Here is an 18,228-nt window from a genome sequence, read left to right as displayed (position 1 = left end):
AGGAGAGAACAGCGCAGGATGGCTGTTGTTCCGCGCAATAGCGCTGTTCGGCGGCAACCGGGCGCAGCGGGAACCGATCAGGGCCTCGGCGGTTTCCTCTTTGCCCGGCCACCCCATCACACGCCGGGCAGGAGCAAATCCGATGGCCACTATCCCCGATCCGAACCCCGATCCGCCCGAAGTGCCCCTTCCTGATCCTGACGATCACCCCGAACGTGACCAGCCGATCGAACCGCGCATGGCGCCGTCCGGCGCTGATCCGCTGCCGCCCGAAACCGTGAACCAGTCGCAGGAAGACGAGGACGCGCAAAGCCAGACGCTGGCAGCAGCTGCAAGCGGCCATGATGCCGCCGATTTCGCGCTGGAAGACAGCGACAAGACGCCTGCGCAAGACGAGGAAGACGATGTTCAGGACCTCGTCGACCACATGCACGACATGGTGCGTTCGGGCCGGATCGACATGGATGCCTATCGCGGCGAGCGCAACGACGACGACGAGGACGGCATGTTCGGACCGGGTGGGGAGGACGATTGAAGCCAGGCGCCGAGCTGGTTCCACACAGCCTGCTTGGCGGCGAGCGGAATCGCGTGCGCTCCGCTGCTTGAGGGCAGGGGGATCAGCGCAACGGGCGGATTTGCGCCCATCTGCCGCTGCCCGATCCTGAAGGCAGTCCCGCCATTGAAAGCCATCGCGCGCAGATGCGGCAGCTGTGCGGCGAGCGTGCGCAGGTCGCGCGCCTCCACTTCGCGCAGCGCCGCATCGAGGCTGCCCTTGCGCTGGGCCGTCTGCGCGACATCCCACAGCCCGATCCTGCGCGCGACAAGGGCCACCAGCCGCTCATCGTATTCGAGTGCAACCAGATCGACCCCGGCTACCGGCGACATCAGCTTCCAGAACTGGTTGCCCGGGTGCGCATAATAGCGCCGCGCCTGCAGCGAGCGGACACCCGGAAAGCTGCCCAGAACCAGCAGGCGGCAGTTCGCATCGGCAACGAGGTCAAAGGCCTGTTCGCTCATGGTGAGACATCGAATGATAGCGCAGGGCAGGCGGCCATGGCGAGCGGGAACATTTCCCCGCGCTGCGCGCTTTCTTGTTCTGCAACAGAGGAGAGAGTTGCCATGAAGTTCACCAGTTTGATCCGGGGCACCGCCGCCCTTGCGCTGTGGATGGTTGCGGGGACTGCGGCGGTGGCGCAAGAGCGGCCAGTCGCCAGCGACAGTGCTGCGCCAAATGCCGCGGTCAAGTCGCCCGATACGATCATCTGGGGCGATCTGGCCAAGGGGCACAACTCCTTCACCGCGAGCCAGGCGAAAGGCAGGCTCGAAAAGGCCGGCTATCGCAAGATCACGCGCCTGAGGCTCGACGGGGACGGGCTGTGGCAAGCCGACGCGACAATGAACGACCAGCCCGTCCGCGTGGCGCTCGATTTCAAGGGCAACGTCGCGGAACATTAGACCTGCCCACACAAGGACCATGACATGGGAAAGATTGTAACGCGTCTCTACGACAGCTTCGAGCACGCCGAAGAAGCCGTGCTCGAACTTGAGCGCGCCGGTGTGGCACATAGCGACATCAGCCTCGTCTCCCATCAATCGGGGGTCAGCAGTGCTCGGGCAGCGGTGCGCGAACCGCAGGACATGACTGCCGCCGAAGCGTCAGGCTCCGGTATGGCGCTCGGCGCAACCTTGGGCGGGCTGCTCGGAGCGGGCGGAGGTGTGCTGGCCGGGCTTGGCCTGATCGCCATTCCGGGTCTTGGGCCGGTCGTGGCAGCCGGCTGGCTGGCGGCCGCTGCGGTCGGTGCCGTTGCCGGGGGTGTCGTTGGCGGCGGCGCGGGCGGCATTGTCGGCGCGCTGACCAATTCGGGGGTCAGTCAGGAGGAAGCCGACGTCTATGCCGAGGGCGTGCGGCGCGGCGGAACGCTGGTGAGCGTCACTGTCGACGATGAGGAAGCGGCTTCGGTTGAAGCCGTGCTGGACCGGTCAAGACACGTGAAACTGGGCCACCGGCGCGAGGCCTATCGCAGCGCGGGTTGGACGCACTTCGACGAGAACGCTCCGATCTACTCGGACGAGGAGGCCGCGGCAGAGCGCAAGAGCTGGCAATCTCGGCCCTAGGGTCCAAACGGGTTCAGAGCGCCTTTTCCATCGCCGCCCGCGCCAGCGCCGCCAGCCGGGGGAGGGACTCCGCCCGCTCCCGCGCTTGCGCGTTGGAGGCGGTGCCGCGCAGCACCCGGCCCTTGATGCCGTGCATGATCGCCGCCAGCCGGAAGAAGTTGAACGCGAGGTAGTAGTCCCAGTTGGCGATGCCGTCGCGCCCTGTCCGCGCGCAGTAGGCGGCGATATACTCAGCCTCGGTCGGCAGCCCCAGCGGCACCGGGTCCGCGCCGCCAAGCCCCGCCACGATATCGCCCGGCATGCGGTACATCATCGCGTGATAGGCAAAATCGGCGAGGGGATGCCCCAGCGTCGAAAGCTCCCAATCGAGCACCGCCAGCACGCGGGGCTCGGTTGGGTGGAAGATCATGTTGTCGCAGCGGAAATCGCCGTGGACGATTCCGCTCTCGTCGCCTGCCGGGATCGCGGTCGGCAGCCACTCGGCGAGCGCATCCATATCGGGCAGGCGCCCGGCGAGTTCGTCCTCGAGGTATTGCTTGCTCCAGCGGCCGATCTGCCGCGCGAAGTAGTTGCCCGGCCGGCCATAGTCGGCAAGGCCCACGGCTTCCACGTCAACCGAATGGAGCGCCGCGATCACGCGGTTCATCGCATCGAAATAGGCCGCGCGCTCGGCCTTGGGCACTTCGGTGAAGGCGGCATCCCAGAAGATCCGGCCCTCGACCATGTCCATCACATAGAACGCGCTGCCGATCACGCTCTCGTCGTCGCAGACCGCGAAGATGCGTGCGACCGGCACATCGCTCCCCGCCAGCGCCTGCTGCACCCGCGCCTCACGCAGAACGTCGTGCGCGCCCTTCAGCAGCGGGCCCGGCGGCTTGCGGCGCAGCACATAGCGCTGGCCGGGCGTGGTGAGCTTGTAGGTCGGGTTGGACTGCCCGCCATTGAACTGCTCGACCGTCAGCGGCCCGGCAAAGCCCTCGACGCTCGCCGCCATCCACGCCCCGAGAGCCGCCTCGTCAAACGCAACGCGGACCTTGCCCGCGCCGCTATTCGCCGCCGCCAGGTCTGCCGTCATTGCGCGGCCTTCCAGTCACGGCGCAGCTTCTTGGCGAGGCTCCACTTGTGAACCTCGGTCGGGCCGTCATAGATGCGGAACGCGCGTACTTCGCGGAACATCGTCTCGACGATGGTCTTGTCGGTCACGCCCATGCCGCCCATCACCTGCACGCACTTGTCTGCTATTCGCATCAGCGCTTCGGAAACCGCGACCTTGGTCATCGAGCTTTCGACCGTGCCGAGCGAGCCGGTATCGAGCACGCCCGCGCACCAGTCGATCATCAGTTCGCACTGCTTGATGTCGATCATGTTCTCCGCGAGCATGAAGCCGACGCCCTCGTGGTCGATCAGCGTCTTGCCGAAGGCCATGCGGCGGTTGGCATAGTCGGTCGCGATTTCCTGTGCGCGCATGCAGCCGCCCAGCCAGCGCATGCAGTGCGATAGCCGCGCCGGGCTCAGGCGGATCTGCGCATACTTGAAGCCTTCGCCGGCATCGCCCAGCATCTGGTCAGCCGGAATGCGCAAGTTGTCGATGGTGATTTCGGCGTGGCTGCCGGGCATCGAGCTGTCGATGGTGTTGGGCACGCCGGTGATCTGGATGGCGGGGTCGGGCAGATCGACCAGGAACATGCAAGCGCCGCCCTTGCTGTCCGGGTCCTCGGACTTCGCCATGACAATGCCGACTTTCGCGCCTTCGGCCCCGGTGATGAAGCACTTCTTGCCGTTCACCACCCAGTGGTTGCCGTCCTTGCGGCAGGTGGTGAGCATCATCGATGGGTCTGCGCCTGCGCCGTTGAGTTCGGCGGGCTCGGTCATCATAAAGGCCGAACGCGCGCGGCCTTCGACCAGCGGCCTCAGGAACCGTTCCTTCAGCTCCGGGCTGCCGACGTGGCCGATGAGGTACATGTTGCCCTCGTCCGGCGCCTGCGTGTTGCAGGCCAGCATGCCGAGCGGCGTAAGGCCGGACTTGATGAGGATCACCGCCGTCTCGCGCTGGTTGAAGTGGCTGCCATCCGGGCGGATGTGCGGGGTGAGCACGCCCGCCGCGCGCGCCAGTTCGCGCATCTCCATGACGAGTTCATCCGTTGGCGCGCCATGGTGGTCGCGGCGCGGATCCTGCTCGTAGGGGAAGATCTTGTCCCGCACGAATGCCTCGACCTTTGCCGCCATTTCCAGCGCTTCGCTGCTGATCGTCATGTCCTCAAACCTTCCTGAAACCTGCGCGTGCTTACTTCGGCGCCATGCGGATCGCGCCATCGAGGCGGATCACTTCGGCGTTGACCATCGGGTTGGTCACGATGGCTTCTACCATCTTCGCGTACTCTTCGGGCCTCCCCAAACGGCTGGGGAAGGGCACCTGCCGCCCCAGCGAATCCTGCGCTTCCTGGGGCAGCGAGCCCAGCAGCGGGGTCCAGAAAATCCCCGGCGCGATGGTGTTCACGCGAATGCCATAGCGGGCAAATTCGCGCGCGATGGGCAGCGCCATGCCGACCACGCCGCCCTTGGATGCGGCATAGGCGGGCTGGCCGATCTGGCCTTCGAACGCGGCGACGCTGGCGGTGTTCACGATCACGCCGCGCTCGCCATCCTCGTTGAGCGGTTCGGCATCGTGGATGCGCGCGGCAAACTTGGAAAGCACGTTGAACGTGCCGATGAGATTGATCTGGATGATCTTCGCGAAGTCCGCCAGCGGCAGCGGGCTGCCATCGCGGTTGAGCACCTTGGCCGGCGGGCCGATGCCGGCGCAGTTGATCAGGATGCGCGCCTTGCCGTTGACCGCCTCAGCCTCTGCAATGGCGTTCGCCACGGCGTCCTCATCGGTCACGTTCACAGCTGCGAAGCGCCCGCCGATTTCCGCCGCCTTGGCCGTTCCGAGGTCTGCATTGAGATCGAACAGCGTTACCTTCGCCCCGCGCGCCGCGAGCAGTTCTGCGGTGGCCGCGCCAAGCCCCGATGCGCCGCCCGTCACGATGGCGGCCAGTCCTGCAATCTCCATGAACCCGATCTCCTTCAGCGCCGCTGCGGCGACTCGCTTCCTGTTCCTACGCGAAAATTTTACGCGTGAGTAGATTGCTTGCTGGCAAGTTTTCAGTCAACGTCGAGCAAACCATGGAAGCCGCTCAATCGCCATTTCCCTCCGCGCAGGAGAAGCGCGCCGCGCGCGAGGCAAAGCGCGCCGCAGTGCTGCGCGCGGCGGTCCAGATGTTCAACGAACGCGGCTTTCACCAGACCTCGCTCGATGATGTCGCGGCACGTCTGGGGATCTCCAAGCCGACGATCTACCACTACCTTGGCAACAAGGATCAGGTCCTGCTCGAATGCGTTTCGATCGGCCTCGGCCAGTTGATTGAGGCAGCCGAACAATCGCGGGCGCGCGAGGGCAGCGGCGCGGACCGACTGATCGCCTTCCTTGTGCGCTATGCCGAAGTGAACATGGATGATTTCGGCCGCTGCGTGATCCGCACCGGTGACGAGGCGCTGGCGCCGGAAAGCCGCAAGCGCTTCCGTGCGCTCAAGCGCCAGATCGATAGCGACATGCGCGGCCTGATTGCCGCCGCAGTCGAGGACGGCTCGATCCCGCCGTGCGACGTGCGCCTGATGGCCTTCACGCTGGCCGGTGCGCTCAATTGGCCCGCGCGCTGGCACGATCATGGCGGTGCGCTCTCGTCCGAGGCCGTTGCCCGGCAGATGGTGGACATTCTCGCGCGGGGGTTCCTGCCGCGATGATGGGCCGCCTGTGCTGGACCAAGGCCAAACCCGCGCCTGTGCAAACGCGCATCGGCACCACTTCGATCGAAAGCCTTCCGCAATGAGCCACAATTCCCTCGGCCCTTCTGCCGAAACAAGCGCAGCGCGGCTGCACCGGATCGCCTCGCACGATGGGCTCGTGCTCGCTGTCGATGATCTGGGGCCGCTCGATGCGCCGGTGGTGATCCTGCTCCACGGCGGCGGGCAGACCCGGCACAGCTGGTCGGGCGCCGCCAAGGCGCTTGCGCAGCGCGGCTACCGGGTGGTCAACGTCGACCTGCGTGGGCATGGCGAGAGCGAATGGTCCGAAGCGGGAGCCTATTCCCTCGATGACCGTGTCGCTGACCTTGAGGCGATTGTCGCGAAGCTCGATCGGCCTTTTGCGCTTGTCGGGGCCTCGCTCGGTGGGGCGACGTCGATCCACGCGGTTGCCCAGGCGATGCGGCCTGCCTCGCTGGTGCTGGTCGATATCGTCCCGCATCCCGAACCGGAGGGGATCAGCCGCATCGTTACTTTCATGCGCGCCCATACGGAGGGGTTTGCCACGCTGGACGAGGCGGTCGATGCCGTTGCGGCCTACAACCCGGAGCGGCCCCGTCCGCGCGATCCGAACGGGCTGATGCGCAATCTGCGCCAGCGCGAGGACGGCAGGCTTTACTGGCATTGGGACCCCCGGATCGTCGCAGCGCGCCCGCAGGACTTGCATGACATGGTGCGCCAATCAGCGGCGAAGCTGCCGCAGATCGGCGTGCCGGTGCTGCTGGTGCGCGGCCTCAAGAGCGATGTGGTGAGCGATGCTGGCGTAGCCGCCTTCCGGGCGCTCGTGCCGGACCTTGAAGTGGCCGATGTCGGCGGTGCCGGGCACATGGTGGCGGGTGATCGCAACGATGCGTTCAACGATGCGGTGACCGCGTTCCTCGAACGGCACCTCCCTGCCGGGTAGCGCCCTGGCTTCAACCGCTCATTGGGCGGTGAAGCCGTTGTCCACCACCAGTTCCGAACCGTTCATGTAGCTTGAATCGTCCGAAAGCAGGAACAGGATCGCGCTGGCGATCTCGTCCGGCTCCGCCAGCCGGCCCGATGGCATCATATCGCTGAGGGCCTGGCGAACTTCGGCAGCGCCGCCAAGCTGGTCGACGATGGCATCGGCCATGGGGGTGTTGGTGAGCGCGGGGTGGACCGAGTTCACCCGGATGCGGCTGGGGAGCGCAATGGCTTCAAGCGCGGTGGTCTTGGTCAGCAGCCGGACCGCGCCCTTGCTCGCGGTGTAGGCAGCGGCACCGGGCGAGCCGCAGATGCCCGCGGTGGATGAGATGTTGACGATCACGCCCGTCCCGCGCGCCTGCATCGCGCGCATGGCGTGCTTGCTGCCAAGGAACGTGCCCTCGACGTTCACGGCCATGACCAGCCGGAAGTCCTCGATCGAGGTCTCGGCAGTGGTGCCCATGCGGATCACTCCGGCGGCATTGACGAGGCCGTCGAGATGGCCGTGCTGCGCCGCGATGCTGCTCATCAGCGCTTCCCAGTCCGCCTCGCTGGTCACGTCGAGCCGGTGTCCGGTCACACCTGCGATGGAGACGGGGGTCAGGTCTGCGCCGTGCACAGTCGCGCCTTCGGAGACCAGCCGCTCTGCGGTGCGGCGCCCGATGCCCGATGCGGCGCCGGTCACCACCATGGTCCTGCCTGCAAATCTGCCGCCCATCTCGCTCTCCCGTGCTGGATTCTTGTGGATTTGGGGAAGGGGCGCTGCGGTCAGCCGCCTTCCTGCTTCTTCTGGATTGCTGCGCGCAGGATCGATTTGGTGTGATCCAGCATGTCGGCGACGACCTCGCTCGAAAGCTGGCCGGCCAGCTGGCCATAGGCCATGCCTTCCAGCAGGTAGTGCGCGATGTTGCCCGCCTTCATCACCTCGCGGTCGCGGTAGCTCCAGCCGAAGGCCCGGCGTGCGGTCTCGTACCATTCGCCGAGGAAATCCTGATAGAGCGGGGCGAAGCCCTCGGTCAGATCGGGATCGCTCCGCGCGAGGAGGACGAGTTCCTGATAGGCGAGGAAGTCCCGCTCGCCGAGGTGCTTCCAGTGGGTATCGACGATCCGCTCGGCAAGGTCTTCGCCGGGGCCGATCTCCGCAAGATCGGCGCGGAACTGCTGGAGGCGGCGGGCGTTGATGTGCGCGATCACGGCGCAGAGCAGCTCGCGCCGCGTCGCGAAATGATATTGCACCGCCCCGCGTGAAATCTGCGCCCGCTCGGCAATCACCGCGATCGAAACCTCGTGCGATTTGCCTTCCTGCAGGCAATCGACGGTGGCTTCGAGCACGCGCAGGCGCATGGCCTCGCTCTTGGCGATCTGGCGCGGGGAGGCCCCGGCGCTGCGCGATGGCCGCCGGCCCCGGGGGATTGCGGTATCGACCGCCGGATCGTCCTGATCCATCGATATCACAGGGTCCGATTGCAGGTTCATGGCACATTGGTCTGGGCATTTGCCGCCTCAAGTCAAGCCTGCAGCAAGGCCCTATCATTAAAACCAGCCAGTCCGCTTGTTTATTGACAGTCCTCGGGTGCTGTGGTGTTTTCAAAAACAAGCTGGTTGGCATGTTTTAAAGCCGCGGCACGTTTGGGAGAGCGCAAGCTAGCGCGTCTGCGGGCTCTGCTGGCCGCAGGATCGCGCTGCGCCGGTCATCACCGGCAATCTCCTCGACGAGCCCGGATGCCGCCAGCGCCGTGAGCGAGGATGGCTGGGTAATGGCAAAGATCGAAGACCGATTGATCGAGGCGCTGGGGCCGGCAAAGAAGGACACGCAGGCGCCTGCGTTCGTGCCGCGCAAGCCGATCCCGGTCATCGGCTATCAGCGCATAGATGGGGAACGCTTCCACAGCCGCGAATTCATGCAGCGCGAATGGGATCACGTCTGGACCAAGACCTGGAACGTCGGCTGCCATGTTTCCGAACTCGCCGAGCCGGGCGATTTCCGCCTCCATACGCTGGGTAAGGAGTCGCTGCTGTTCGTCCGTTCGAACGATGGCGAGATCCGCGGCTTCTTCAACATCTGCCAGCATCGCGGCAATCTGCTTTGCCAGGTGGACTCCGGCTCGCTCGACACGTTTACCTGCCCCTATCACGGCTGGAAGTGGAACAACGACGGCACGCTGAACCGGATCGCGCGGCCCGAACTCTTCGCGCAGTACCGCGATGGCGTGCCAAACGGCGAACTCGATCTCGCGGCGATCCGCACCGAAATCTGGGGCGGCTGGGTCTGGTTCAATCTCGATCGGCACGCAATCGGCCTCAAGGAGTATCTCGGCGAAGCGGGATCGCACCTCGAGACTTACGAGCTTGAGGAATTCCAGCTGATCGACAGCGCCACATTCGAATGGAACGGCAACTGGAAGCACGCGCACGATGCTTTCAACGAAAGCTATCATTTCGAATCGCTGCACGCAGACTTCATGAACATCACCGAGGGCTATGACGTTCCGATCGAGCTGATCGGCATGCACAGCCGGATGATCAACTTCAACCTGACGGTGAGCGAACTGCTCGGCAATGCGGAGGAGATGACCCCGCTGCGCGAGAAGTTCCTCGGCATCGGCACGCTCGTCCCTGCGGATTACAAGGGCAGCCTGAAGGACATCCATCTCGAGGTGATCAAGGCCAAGCGGGCGATCGAGAACGATACCTACATGCCCTATCGCCGGATGAACGACGAGCAGCTCGTTCACCAGTATCACTACACGTTCTTCCCGGGCACCACGCTGACCCAGACGCCCGAAGTCTCGATCATGTTCCGCTATCGGCCGCACCCGTCCGATCCGGGCATCTGCTATTACGACTTCCTGATTACCGAGCGCCGCGCGCCCGGATCGGAGCCGCCCGTGGTCAACCACCGGACCTATCGCCACGGCGAACTGCAGGACTATGCCGAAGCGTTCGACGGCACGTTCGATCCGTTCCTTGCCAATGTGCTCAAGCAGGATGGTTCCAACATGACCACGATGCAGCATGGAACCGCGTCGCAGGGCTTCAGAGGCATGATCCTGGGCGATCAGGAAGTGCGGATCCGCCATTTCCACCAGCAGATCGATCGCTGCCTGATGGGGGACTACCCGTGGCTTGATCACGGTTGAACCGGCGCCGAACAGCCGCCGGGCACGAACCCTGCGGCAATGAACAAGAAGCGGGGAGAGAACCAATGAAAACGTGCCGATCTGCCGCCTATGCATGGCGCGCCGCCGCCTCGTCCGCCGCACTTGCGGTCCTTCTCGCATCGCAGGCCGCACTGGCCCAGCAAGCGCAGGCCGAAGCCGCCGAGAGCAAGGATGACAGCGAGATCATCGTGACCGCGCAGCGCCGCGAACAGACGCTGACCTCGGTTCCCCAGGCGGTGCAGGGCATCAGCGGGGAAACGCTGCTGCGTTCGGGTGTCACCGATATCGGGCAGGCGATCTCGCTCGTGCCGAGCGCCACGACCGGCGCGACCATCGGTGCGGGCAGCACGACCTACCAGATCCGCGCGATTGCGGCCTCGGAGACCGACGGCGATCCGGCGGTGGGCTACTATCTCGACAACTTTGCCTTCACCATGCCCGGCCGTCCTTATGCGCCGGTCGCCGCGTTCTACGATCTCAAGCGCGTCGAAGTGCTGCGCGGGCCTTCGGGCACGCTCTACGGCCTCGGCTCGATCGGCGGCACGATCAAGGTGCTGACCAACGATCCCGAGCTTGACCGCAACGCCGCCTCGGTGCGCGCATCGGGCAACCTCGTGACGGGCGGCAAGCCGGGGTATTCAAGCGATGTCATGGTCAACCTGCCACTGGTGACCGACAAGGTCGCGCTGCGCGGGGTGATCACCTACAAGCGGACGGGCGGCTATGCCGATATCATCCCGACCGGCGTGAAGAACGACAACTACGCGACCAGCTTCACCGGCCGCGTCAAGCTGCTGGCCAAGCCCACCGACAACCTCACGATCCGCCTTTCGGCCTGGCGCAACAACACCAAGCAGAACTGGTCCGATCGCATCACCTTTGCCGATCCCGCCAGCATCGACCAGCGCTTCGGCGAGGCGCTCTCGGACTACTGGCTGTTCAGCGGCGATGTCGAATACGATCTGGGCTTTGCCACGCTGCAAAGCTCGACCGGCCACATCAAGAACACCGTCATCTCGAACAATGGCGGCTTCATCCCCGGCATCGGCAATTTCTCCTCGCTCTGGCCGCTCACCACGCACAACTTCAACGAGGATGTGCGCCTGACTTCATCGGGCAAGGGGCCGCTGCAGTACATCGTCGGCTTCTTCTACCAGAAGGGCGATACCTTCGGCGGCCAGACCGTGCAGCTGCCGGACTTCGTGGTGGCGCCCGGCGTGCTGGGCTTCAACACCGTCAACGACAAGAACCAGCTCTTCAGCCAGGGCTGGGCGGTCTATGGCGAAGCGACGTATGCGGCGTTTGATCGCAAGCTCGATATCACCGTCGGCGGGCGCTACTACAAGGAGAAGCGCCGGTTCGAGGAGAACAGCCAGCTCGAGATCGCGGGCGGCGTGATCCCCAATCGCAGCACCACCCGTTCCAGCAACAGCACCTTCAACCCGCGCTTCAACCTTGCCTACCATGCACCGGGCGGCGGGCTGCTTTATGTCGAAGCGGCCAAGGGCTTCCGCAGCGGCGCGATTTCCTCGGCCTCGATTGTCGGTGCGTCCAACGCGGTGCTGGGGGTCAACCTCTCCAACATCTCCCCGCCCGATACGCTGTGGAACTACGAAGCAGGGCTCAAGTGGGGCCTGTTCAACAACACGGTGCAAGTCGAACTGGCGGCCTACTACGTCGATTGGCCGCGCGCCCAGATCGAGCTTTCGCCGGCGCTGCAAACCATCGTGGCGCAAGTCGGCGACGTGCGCGGGCACGGCATCGAGCCGTCGATCACCTGGCGCACGCCGGTGCAGGGGCTGACGCTGAACTTCAACGGCAATTTCAACTCGACCACGATCCACAACGTGGCCGCGCCGATCGTCGCCAAGATCCCCCAGCTGCGCGAGGGCAACCAGCTGCCCGGCACCGCCAAGACCACCTTCAACCTTGGCGGAACCTACAGCCGCGAGATCGGGCCCGATGGCCTCGAACTCAAGCTGAACGCGCGCTACAGCTATCGCTCGCGCCAGCAGAGCATCTTCAACGGGGTCTATGCGCCGTTCAACGGAATCGGCTACGTCCGCGCCAGCATCGGCACGGACCGCTGGGAAGCCGGCATCTTCAGCGACAACGTGGGGAATACGGTCGGCCCGCTCAACCGGCCCGGCGGCCAGAACCAGATCGTCTATCCGCGCACCATCGGCATTTCGATCGAGGGCAAGTTCTAGCGCGAGGCGCGGCCGAATATCCGGGCGATTTTCCACGAACGAGGCACACATGATCTTCTATGATTTCGACCTGTTTGCACCGAACCCGTGGATCGCCTGGATCTTCGCGCAGGAAAAGGGCATCGCGCTGGAGCGGCGCTTCATCGACCTGTTCACGCGCGAGAACCGGCGCGAGCCCTTCATCAGCCGGATCAATCCGATGGGCGAGCTGCCCGCACTGGAGCTCGACGACGGCACTGCCATCACCGAAGTCACCGCGATCTGCGAATACTTCGAGGATATCCGGCCCGATCCGCCGCTGATTGGCTCCACGCCCGAAGAGCGGGCGGAAACCCGCATGTGGGTACGCCGGATCGACCAGAACATCGCCTGGCCGATGGGCGAGGGCTTCTCCACCGAGGAAGGCCGCGCCTTCTTCGAGGGCGACAAGGACATCGACGGCGCGGTGACCAAGAGCCTCCTGCCGCTGGAAGCCGCCGCCGTCCTCAAGGCCAAGTCGCGCTACCGCATGGTCTGGCTCGATGGCGTGATGCGGGGCCGCGAGTTCGTCTGCGGCAGCCGCTACTCGCTGGCGGATATCTACCTCTACTGCTTCCTCCAGTTCGGCGAGAACCATGGCCAGCCGATCCCCGAGGAAGCCACCTGGCTGCAGGACTTCTTCGTCCGGATGAAAGCGCGGCCCTTCGCCTGGCACGGGACGCCATCCTCACTCGATTGAACAGGGAACGCATTATGCACGGCCCGATCATGCAGCTTGGCTATGTTGTCGGGGATCTTGCCACGAGCGTCGATGACTGGGTCCGGCGCACCGGGGCGGGGCCCTTCATCCACATGCCGGGCATGGCGTTCGCGGGCTGGACTTTCCACGGCGAACCGCAGGCGCTCACGCTCGACATCGCCTTCGGCCAGCTGGGCGACAAGATGATCGAGCTGATCCAGCCCCATGGGCCCTGGCCCAGCGTCTATGGTGATGGGCCGCTGCCCGCCGGCGCGTGCAAGTCGCACCACCATGCGTTCCTTGTCACCGATCTCGACCGCGCGGGCGCTGCGCTCGATGCCGGACCGCCGGTTTCGACCGGCAAGCTGAACGAGGAGGTCGAGCTGCGCTACTATGATTGCCGCACCGCGCTGGGCCTTCACATCGAGCTGATCACCGATTGCGCGGCAACCCGTGCCTTCTTCGATCTCTCCGAGCGCGCCGCCGCGCGGTGGGATGGCGGCGCCCCCTTCCTCATTCCCCTGGAGAGCGCCGCATGAGCGACCCCGTCCGCATCCACCTCATTTCGGGGGGCAAGTACCACGATTTCGATCTTGCCCGGCTGGTGCTGCTGAACCTCATGGCCGAGGATGATCGCATCCGGGTCCGCTGCGCTGCGGATTTCCGCGATGTGGGCGATCTTGCGGGCTTTGCCGCCGTGGTGCTCTACACCTGCGATCTCATGCCTTCGGAAAGCGAGGCGCAGGCGCTCGCCGATTTTGTCGCGGCGGGCGGCCGGCTGCTTGCGCTGCATGGCGCGAACGCCGGTCTCGAATTTACCGACGGGCCGGAAATCGTCGCCAGCGGCGTGCGCATTCCCGGGCTCGTGAAGCCGACGGCGGAAACCGTGGCACCGGCCTTCATGGAACTCCTCGGGAGCCGCTTCGTCGCGCATCTTTCGGCGCAGACCATGCATATCCATGTCGAGGATCCGGATCACCCGATCACGCGCGGGCTCGATGATTTCACCGTGACCGACGAGCCCTATATCGCGGCGCCCCTGTGCAACTACCGCACCTTGCTGACCGCGCGCTACAAGGGCGAGGCGCCCGGCTACCTGCTGGGGCAGTGGGACGATGATCCGCCGCGCCCGCAGCTCTATGTCCGTAGCTTCGGCGGCGGCGAGGTGGCCTACAGCCCGCTTGGCCATGCCTGCGGCCGCTTTGATGCGCGGCCCTTGATGGATGAAGCGCCGGTCGTGCGCGGCCCTTGGGACGAAGCCGCGTTTCAGGAACTGCTCCGCCGCTGCATCGCCTGGCTGGCCGAAGCGCGCTGATCGCGCCCATCTCCCCCTTCAAGGAAGCCTAGCCATGACCGTGATGACCGCCGAGGCCGGGGACGCCGACACCTTGATGCAGCGCTACCGCGAGGATGGCGTGGTCTACCTGCCCGGGCTGTTCGATGCCGAAATGCTGGAACTGGCGCGCCAGGGCTTCGAATGGAGCCTCGCCAACCCCAGCCCGGCCGCCCAGCAGCTGTTCCCGCAGGACGGCACGGTGTTCTATCAGGACCTGTTCAACACGCTGAGCTGGCCGCACTATGATCCGCTGCTGCGCAAGGCAGGGCTCGGCGAGGTGATGGCGCGGCTCTGGGGCTGCGAGAACGTGTGGTTCTTCTTCGAGCAGGTCTTCCACAAGAAGGGCGCGAGCCGCCGCACGCCCTGGCATCAGGATACGTCGTACTTCCCCGTGGATGGCGCGGACATGTCGGTCCTGTGGATCAGCCTCGATCCCGTGCCGCCCTCGCAGGCGCTGGAATTCGTGCGCGGATCGCACCGGGGGCGGCTCTACAATGGCTCGGCCTTCACCGGCGATGATGATACCGCCCCGCTCTATGATGTGGGCGAGATGCCCCGGCTGCCGGATATCGAGGCGGACCGGGAGCGGTTCGATATCGTGTCATGGCCGTTCGAACCCGGCGATGCGCTCGTGTTTCACCCCAGCACGCTGCACGGCGGCGGGCATACCGAAGCGCACGGCGAGCGGCGCACGATCTCGCTCCGGTTCTTCGGCGACGATTGCAACTTCGTGGCTCGGCCGGGGGTCAGCAAGGAATCGGCCGTCGGTTTCAACCGGCAGGAATCCGGCTCGCGCGATGTCAGCGAGTTTTACGAGGGGCTGGTTCCGGGCGACCGGTTCCGTCACCCCGATTTCCCCAAGCTCTACCCGCACGGCTGATCCGCCGGTTTCGTGAGATGCCGACTGCCGGCGAAGCGGACCCGGCCCTGCCCATTTGCAGGGCCGGCATCCACGTCGCCGGCAGTTTGAAGCAATGCCTCAGCGGCTGGCCAGCGCCTTGTCCTCGTTGGCCCGCTTGATGATGTACAGGCGGATGGCTTCGGCGTCCGCCGGCTTGAGTGCCGCCTTGAACGAGACCATGCCCATCTGGTGCAACTGGCCGCCGATGACGATCGCCTTCACCGCTTCAGCCGAACCGATCACGCCGGAATGGCGCAGGTCCGGGTTCAGACTGCCCGAAATGGCAGCGTCGCCGTGGCACATGGCGCAATACCGGCCATAGAGTTGCCCGCCATGGGTCGCCTGCGCCTGTGTGCCGGTGAACGGCGGCGGATCGAGCACCATCTGGTTCATCGGCGGCGGCGCGGGCAACTGGCCCGAAGCGCCGAGCTTGAACACCATCAGACGGCTGATGTTGCGCCCGGCGCCGCCCTTGTTGGCCAGCACGCCGGTGGCGACATCCCACACGCCGCCCCAGCCGACGAGGATGGCGACATATTGCTCGCCGCCGATGGCATAGGTCATCGGCGCGGCGATGATGCCGCTCTGGGCCGGGAACGACCACAGCTTTTCGCCCTTGTCGGCGGTGTAGGCCACGAATTCGCCGCCCGAAGTGCCCTGGAACACGAGGTTGCCCGCAGTCGAAAGCACGCCGCCGTTCGAAGGACCGGTGAGGTCAACTCGCCATGCGGCCTTCTTGTTTGCCACGTCCCATGCGACCAGCTGGCCTTTGGTTGCCGCCTTGGCGCCTTCCTGGACCTTGAGATCGGCCGGCATCGCCACGGCATAGCCGTCCATTCCGATCGACCACCCGACGGTGCCCGGCTTCCAGTCCTTGGCGGCAAGGTAAGGCCATCCTGCGAGGTTGGTCGGGATGTAGAGATAGCCGGTCTTGGGGCTGTAGCTCTGCGGCTGCCAGCTATGCGCGCCGACCGCGCCGGGCAGGCTGATGAAGGGCTTGCCGGTTTTTTCATATTGCGCATCCGGGTTGATCTTGGGTCGGCCTGTCGCCGGATCGAGGCCGGTTGCCCAGTTTACCGGCACCCACGGCGTGCCAGAGATGAACTTGCCGGTCTTCACATCGAGCACATAGACGTGCCCGTTCTTGGGCGCGTGCATGGCGACATGGCGCTTCTCGCCGCCGATGTTGATATCCGCGATGGTGATCTGCTGATCGGAATCGAAGTCCCAGCGGTCTTCCGGGGTTTCCTGATAGTGCCAGGCATACTGGCCGGTATCGGCATTCACCGCCACGATCGAGGAGGTGTAGAGGCTGTCACCCTCACGCCCGTTCGCCGCCGGGTTCCACGGTTCGGCATTGCCGGTGCCGAAGAGGACGAGGTTGGTTTCCGGATCATAGGTGATCGAATCCCAGACGGTGCCGCCACCGCCCAGCTCCCACCACTTGTTGCCCCAGGTCTTGGCCGCGGCTTCGTGCGCGGCCTTGTTGAGTCCTTCCTTGCCGAAGCCCTTGGCGGGGTTGCCGGGCACGGTGTTGAAGCGCCAGACCTCGCTCCCGGTCTCGGTGTCGTAAGCCGCGATATAGCCGCGCGCCTTGTATTCGGACCCCGCAGCACCGATCAGCACACGGCCCTTCACGATGCGCGGCGCGCCGGTGATGGTGTAGTCGGTCTGGTTGGGGACGGTGACCTTCTCCCAAAGCACTTTGCCCGATTTCTGATCAAGCGCGATCAGCCGGCCATCCAGCGCCGCAACAAACAGCTTGTCGCCATAGAGCGCAACGCCCCGGTTCACCGCATCGCAGCAGGCGCGGTACAGCGTGCTGCGCGGCACCTTGGGATCATAGGCCCAGAGCGGCTTGCCGGTCTTCGCGTCGTAAGCTTTCACCATCGACCAGGCGGTGGTCACATAAAGCACGCCATCATGCACCAGCGGCGTGGCTTCCTGCCCGCGTGCGGTGTCCATGTCGGCATACCAGGCAAGGCCCAGTTGATCGACGTTGTATTCGTTGACCAGCTTGAGCGGGGAGAAGCGCTGCTCGGCATAGTCGCCGCCGTAGGTGAGCCATTCGGCGCCCGGCACGGCGCGCAGCATCGCCTCGGTCACCGTGGCCATCGCACCCGGGACCGCGATGGCGCCCACTGCCAGCGCGAGGCTGGATGCCAGGCCAAGCTTTCGCACAAAGGAAATGCGCATATCTATATCCCTCTCCTCGCGGCCCGGCGTTGCCCGGGTCCATGTTTATCGACTGGTTAGACCGCCATGCTTGATTGCACCATACACAGCGCTTCAGCACGATGATTTATCTGGCCATTTTTCTGGCTTTCCGTGCCATTTTCCGAGGGTAGCCAGGGGCAGTATCAGGCTCCCTTTTGCCGCAGCATGCCGATGAATGCTGCAGCAATGTCACCGGGTGTGTACCGGCCCTTGCGATACCAGGTCTGCGACCAGTTCAGACTGCCGAAAAGCGCGACCTTGAACAGCCAGCGATCCGTCTCGGGAGCAAGCGGCAGTGCGGCGATCAGCTTTTCAAAATGGCGCTCGTAGCGGTCGCGCTCCGCATTCAGCGTTGGCAGCATCGCGGGCGGGAACGAGCGCACGAATTCCGGATTGACGATCCGCGCATAATCGCCGCCATCGAGCAGGATCGAAAGGTGCGCCGCACAGGCCGCCTCGATCGCCTGCCACGGCTCGCTCACGGTTTTGACCCCAGTTTTGCCTAATGCCTCGTCGATCGCGGCCTCGAAGCGCGCCACGCCCTTGCGGTAGACCGCGATCAGCATGTCTTCTTTGGACTTGAAGTGATAGTAGAGCGAGCCCGGCAGCATCCCGACCGCGCCGGCGATGTCGCGGATCGACGTGCCGTCATACCCCTTGGCCGCGAACATGGCGGCGGCCGCATCCAGCAGCGCCTCGCGTCGGCTTTCGCCCCCACGCGCTTCGGCCTTGGGCTGGGGATCCGCCGGGGCTTCGGCGACTCGGTTGGTCACTTGCACAGC

The 18,228-nt window shown here is 65.1% G+C and carries 19 protein-coding genes; 11 read left to right on the top strand and 8 right to left on the bottom strand.

The window, feature by feature from the left end:
* Positions 1 to 142 precede the first annotated feature (142 nt).
* Positions 143 to 535: a hypothetical protein gene (locus Q0071_RS00340; protein WP_298164010.1), complete on the top strand. Its 393-nt coding sequence runs from the start codon at positions 143 to 145 to the stop codon at positions 533 to 535.
* Here Q0071_RS00340 and Q0071_RS00335 read toward each other — a convergent pair.
* Positions 469 to 1,017 carry a DNA-deoxyinosine glycosylase gene (locus Q0071_RS00335; protein ID WP_298164008.1) on the bottom strand — a complete coding sequence of 183 codons (549 nt, stop codon included), beginning with the start codon at positions 1,015 to 1,017 and terminating at the stop codon, positions 469 to 471. The two genes, Q0071_RS00340 and Q0071_RS00335, sit on opposite strands and share 67 nt — an antisense overlap.
* Before the next feature lie 102 nt (positions 1,018 to 1,119).
* Between Q0071_RS00335 and Q0071_RS00330 the strand changes: the two genes are divergently transcribed.
* Together Q0071_RS00330 and Q0071_RS00325 are read left to right on the top strand one after the other, a co-directional pair.
* Positions 1,120 to 1,455, top strand: coding sequence for a hypothetical protein (locus tag Q0071_RS00330; protein WP_298164007.1), 336 nt, complete (start codon positions 1,120 to 1,122; stop codon positions 1,453 to 1,455).
* A gap of 24 nt (positions 1,456 to 1,479) precedes the next feature.
* Positions 1,480 to 2,115: a hypothetical protein gene (locus Q0071_RS00325; protein ID WP_298164006.1), complete on the top strand. Its 636-nt coding sequence runs from the start codon at positions 1,480 to 1,482 to the stop codon at positions 2,113 to 2,115.
* Positions 2,116 to 2,128: 13 nt separating this feature from the next.
* On the opposite strand, the gene Q0071_RS00320 is transcribed toward Q0071_RS00325, so the two are convergent.
* From Q0071_RS00320 to Q0071_RS00310, 3 genes are read right to left on the bottom strand one after another with little or no spacing between them, the layout of a single operon-like run.
* Positions 2,129 to 3,190: a phosphotransferase gene (locus Q0071_RS00320; protein ID WP_298164005.1), complete on the bottom strand. Its 1,062-nt coding sequence runs from the start codon at positions 3,188 to 3,190 to the stop codon at positions 2,129 to 2,131.
* Positions 3,187 to 4,368 carry an acyl-CoA dehydrogenase gene (locus tag Q0071_RS00315; RefSeq protein WP_298164003.1) on the bottom strand — a complete coding sequence of 394 codons (1,182 nt, stop codon included), beginning with the start codon at positions 4,366 to 4,368 and terminating at the stop codon, positions 3,187 to 3,189. Before Q0071_RS00315 ends, Q0071_RS00320 begins: the two co-directional genes overlap by 4 nt.
* A gap of 31 nt (positions 4,369 to 4,399) precedes the next feature.
* Positions 4,400 to 5,167: an SDR family NAD(P)-dependent oxidoreductase gene (locus Q0071_RS00310; protein WP_298164001.1), complete on the bottom strand. Its 768-nt coding sequence runs from the start codon at positions 5,165 to 5,167 to the stop codon at positions 4,400 to 4,402.
* A 113-nt stretch (positions 5,168 to 5,280) separates the two neighbouring features.
* Between Q0071_RS00310 and Q0071_RS00305 the strand changes: the two genes are divergently transcribed.
* The gene (locus Q0071_RS00305) at positions 5,281 to 5,898 is read left to right on the top strand and encodes a TetR/AcrR family transcriptional regulator (protein ID WP_298163999.1); all 618 of its coding nucleotides are present in this window, start codon (positions 5,281 to 5,283) and stop codon (positions 5,896 to 5,898) included.
* An 82-nt stretch (positions 5,899 to 5,980) separates the two neighbouring features.
* Positions 5,981 to 6,862, top strand: a complete 882-nt coding sequence (locus Q0071_RS00300) for an alpha/beta hydrolase (protein ID WP_298163997.1) — start codon at positions 5,981 to 5,983, stop codon at positions 6,860 to 6,862.
* 18 nt (positions 6,863 to 6,880) lie between these two features.
* Here the strand turns inward: Q0071_RS00300 and Q0071_RS00295 are convergent, their stop codons facing one another.
* Complete coding sequence (locus Q0071_RS00295) at positions 6,881 to 7,621, bottom strand: SDR family oxidoreductase (RefSeq protein WP_298163995.1); 741 nt, start codon at positions 7,619 to 7,621, stop codon at positions 6,881 to 6,883.
* Positions 7,622 to 7,671: 50 nt separating this feature from the next.
* On the bottom strand, positions 7,672 to 8,379 hold the full coding sequence (locus Q0071_RS00290; protein WP_298163993.1) for a TetR/AcrR family transcriptional regulator: 708 nt from the start codon (positions 8,377 to 8,379) through the stop codon (positions 7,672 to 7,674).
* 281 nt (positions 8,380 to 8,660) lie between these two features.
* Between Q0071_RS00290 and Q0071_RS00285 the strand changes: the two genes are divergently transcribed.
* The 6 genes from Q0071_RS00285 to Q0071_RS00260 all read left to right on the top strand — a co-directional run bounded on the left by Q0071_RS00285 (position 8,661) and on the right by Q0071_RS00260 (position 15,208).
* Complete coding sequence (locus Q0071_RS00285; protein ID WP_298163991.1) at positions 8,661 to 10,043, top strand: aromatic ring-hydroxylating dioxygenase subunit alpha; 1,383 nt, start codon at positions 8,661 to 8,663, stop codon at positions 10,041 to 10,043.
* Positions 10,044 to 10,108: 65 nt separating this feature from the next.
* Positions 10,109 to 12,274: a TonB-dependent receptor gene (locus Q0071_RS00280; RefSeq protein WP_298163989.1), complete on the top strand. Its 2,166-nt coding sequence runs from the start codon at positions 10,109 to 10,111 to the stop codon at positions 12,272 to 12,274.
* Between the two features lie 49 nt (positions 12,275 to 12,323).
* Positions 12,324 to 12,992, top strand: a complete 669-nt coding sequence (locus Q0071_RS00275) for a glutathione S-transferase family protein (protein WP_298163987.1) — start codon at positions 12,324 to 12,326, stop codon at positions 12,990 to 12,992.
* A gap of 14 nt (positions 12,993 to 13,006) precedes the next feature.
* Positions 13,007 to 13,531 carry a VOC family protein gene (locus Q0071_RS00270; protein WP_298163985.1) on the top strand — a complete coding sequence of 175 codons (525 nt, stop codon included), beginning with the start codon at positions 13,007 to 13,009 and terminating at the stop codon, positions 13,529 to 13,531.
* A complete protein-coding gene (locus Q0071_RS00265; protein ID WP_298163984.1) occupies positions 13,528 to 14,307 on the top strand; it encodes a ThuA domain-containing protein in 780 nt (259 codons plus the stop codon). The genes Q0071_RS00270 and Q0071_RS00265 overlap by 4 nt, the downstream gene beginning before the upstream one ends.
* Before the next feature lie 34 nt (positions 14,308 to 14,341).
* Positions 14,342 to 15,208, top strand: coding sequence for a phytanoyl-CoA dioxygenase family protein (locus Q0071_RS00260; RefSeq protein WP_298163981.1), 867 nt, complete (start codon positions 14,342 to 14,344; stop codon positions 15,206 to 15,208).
* Between the two features lie 99 nt (positions 15,209 to 15,307).
* On the opposite strand, the gene Q0071_RS00255 is transcribed toward Q0071_RS00260, so the two are convergent.
* Positions 15,308 to 17,425: a PQQ-dependent dehydrogenase, methanol/ethanol family gene (locus Q0071_RS00255; protein ID WP_298163979.1), complete on the bottom strand. Its 2,118-nt coding sequence runs from the start codon at positions 17,423 to 17,425 to the stop codon at positions 15,308 to 15,310.
* A 164-nt stretch (positions 17,426 to 17,589) separates the two neighbouring features.
* The gene (locus Q0071_RS00250; protein WP_298163977.1) at positions 17,590 to 18,219 is read right to left on the bottom strand and encodes a TetR/AcrR family transcriptional regulator; all 630 of its coding nucleotides are present in this window, start codon (positions 18,217 to 18,219) and stop codon (positions 17,590 to 17,592) included.
* Between the last annotated feature and the right edge of the window lie 9 nt (positions 18,220 to 18,228).

The sequence above is a fragment of the Novosphingobium sp. genome (assembly GCF_027486195.1).
Taxonomy (GTDB): domain Bacteria; phylum Pseudomonadota; class Alphaproteobacteria; order Sphingomonadales; family Sphingomonadaceae; genus Novosphingobium.
The sequence above is the reverse complement of the archived record's forward strand: the minus strand, read 5'-3'. Positions and strand labels throughout refer to the sequence as shown.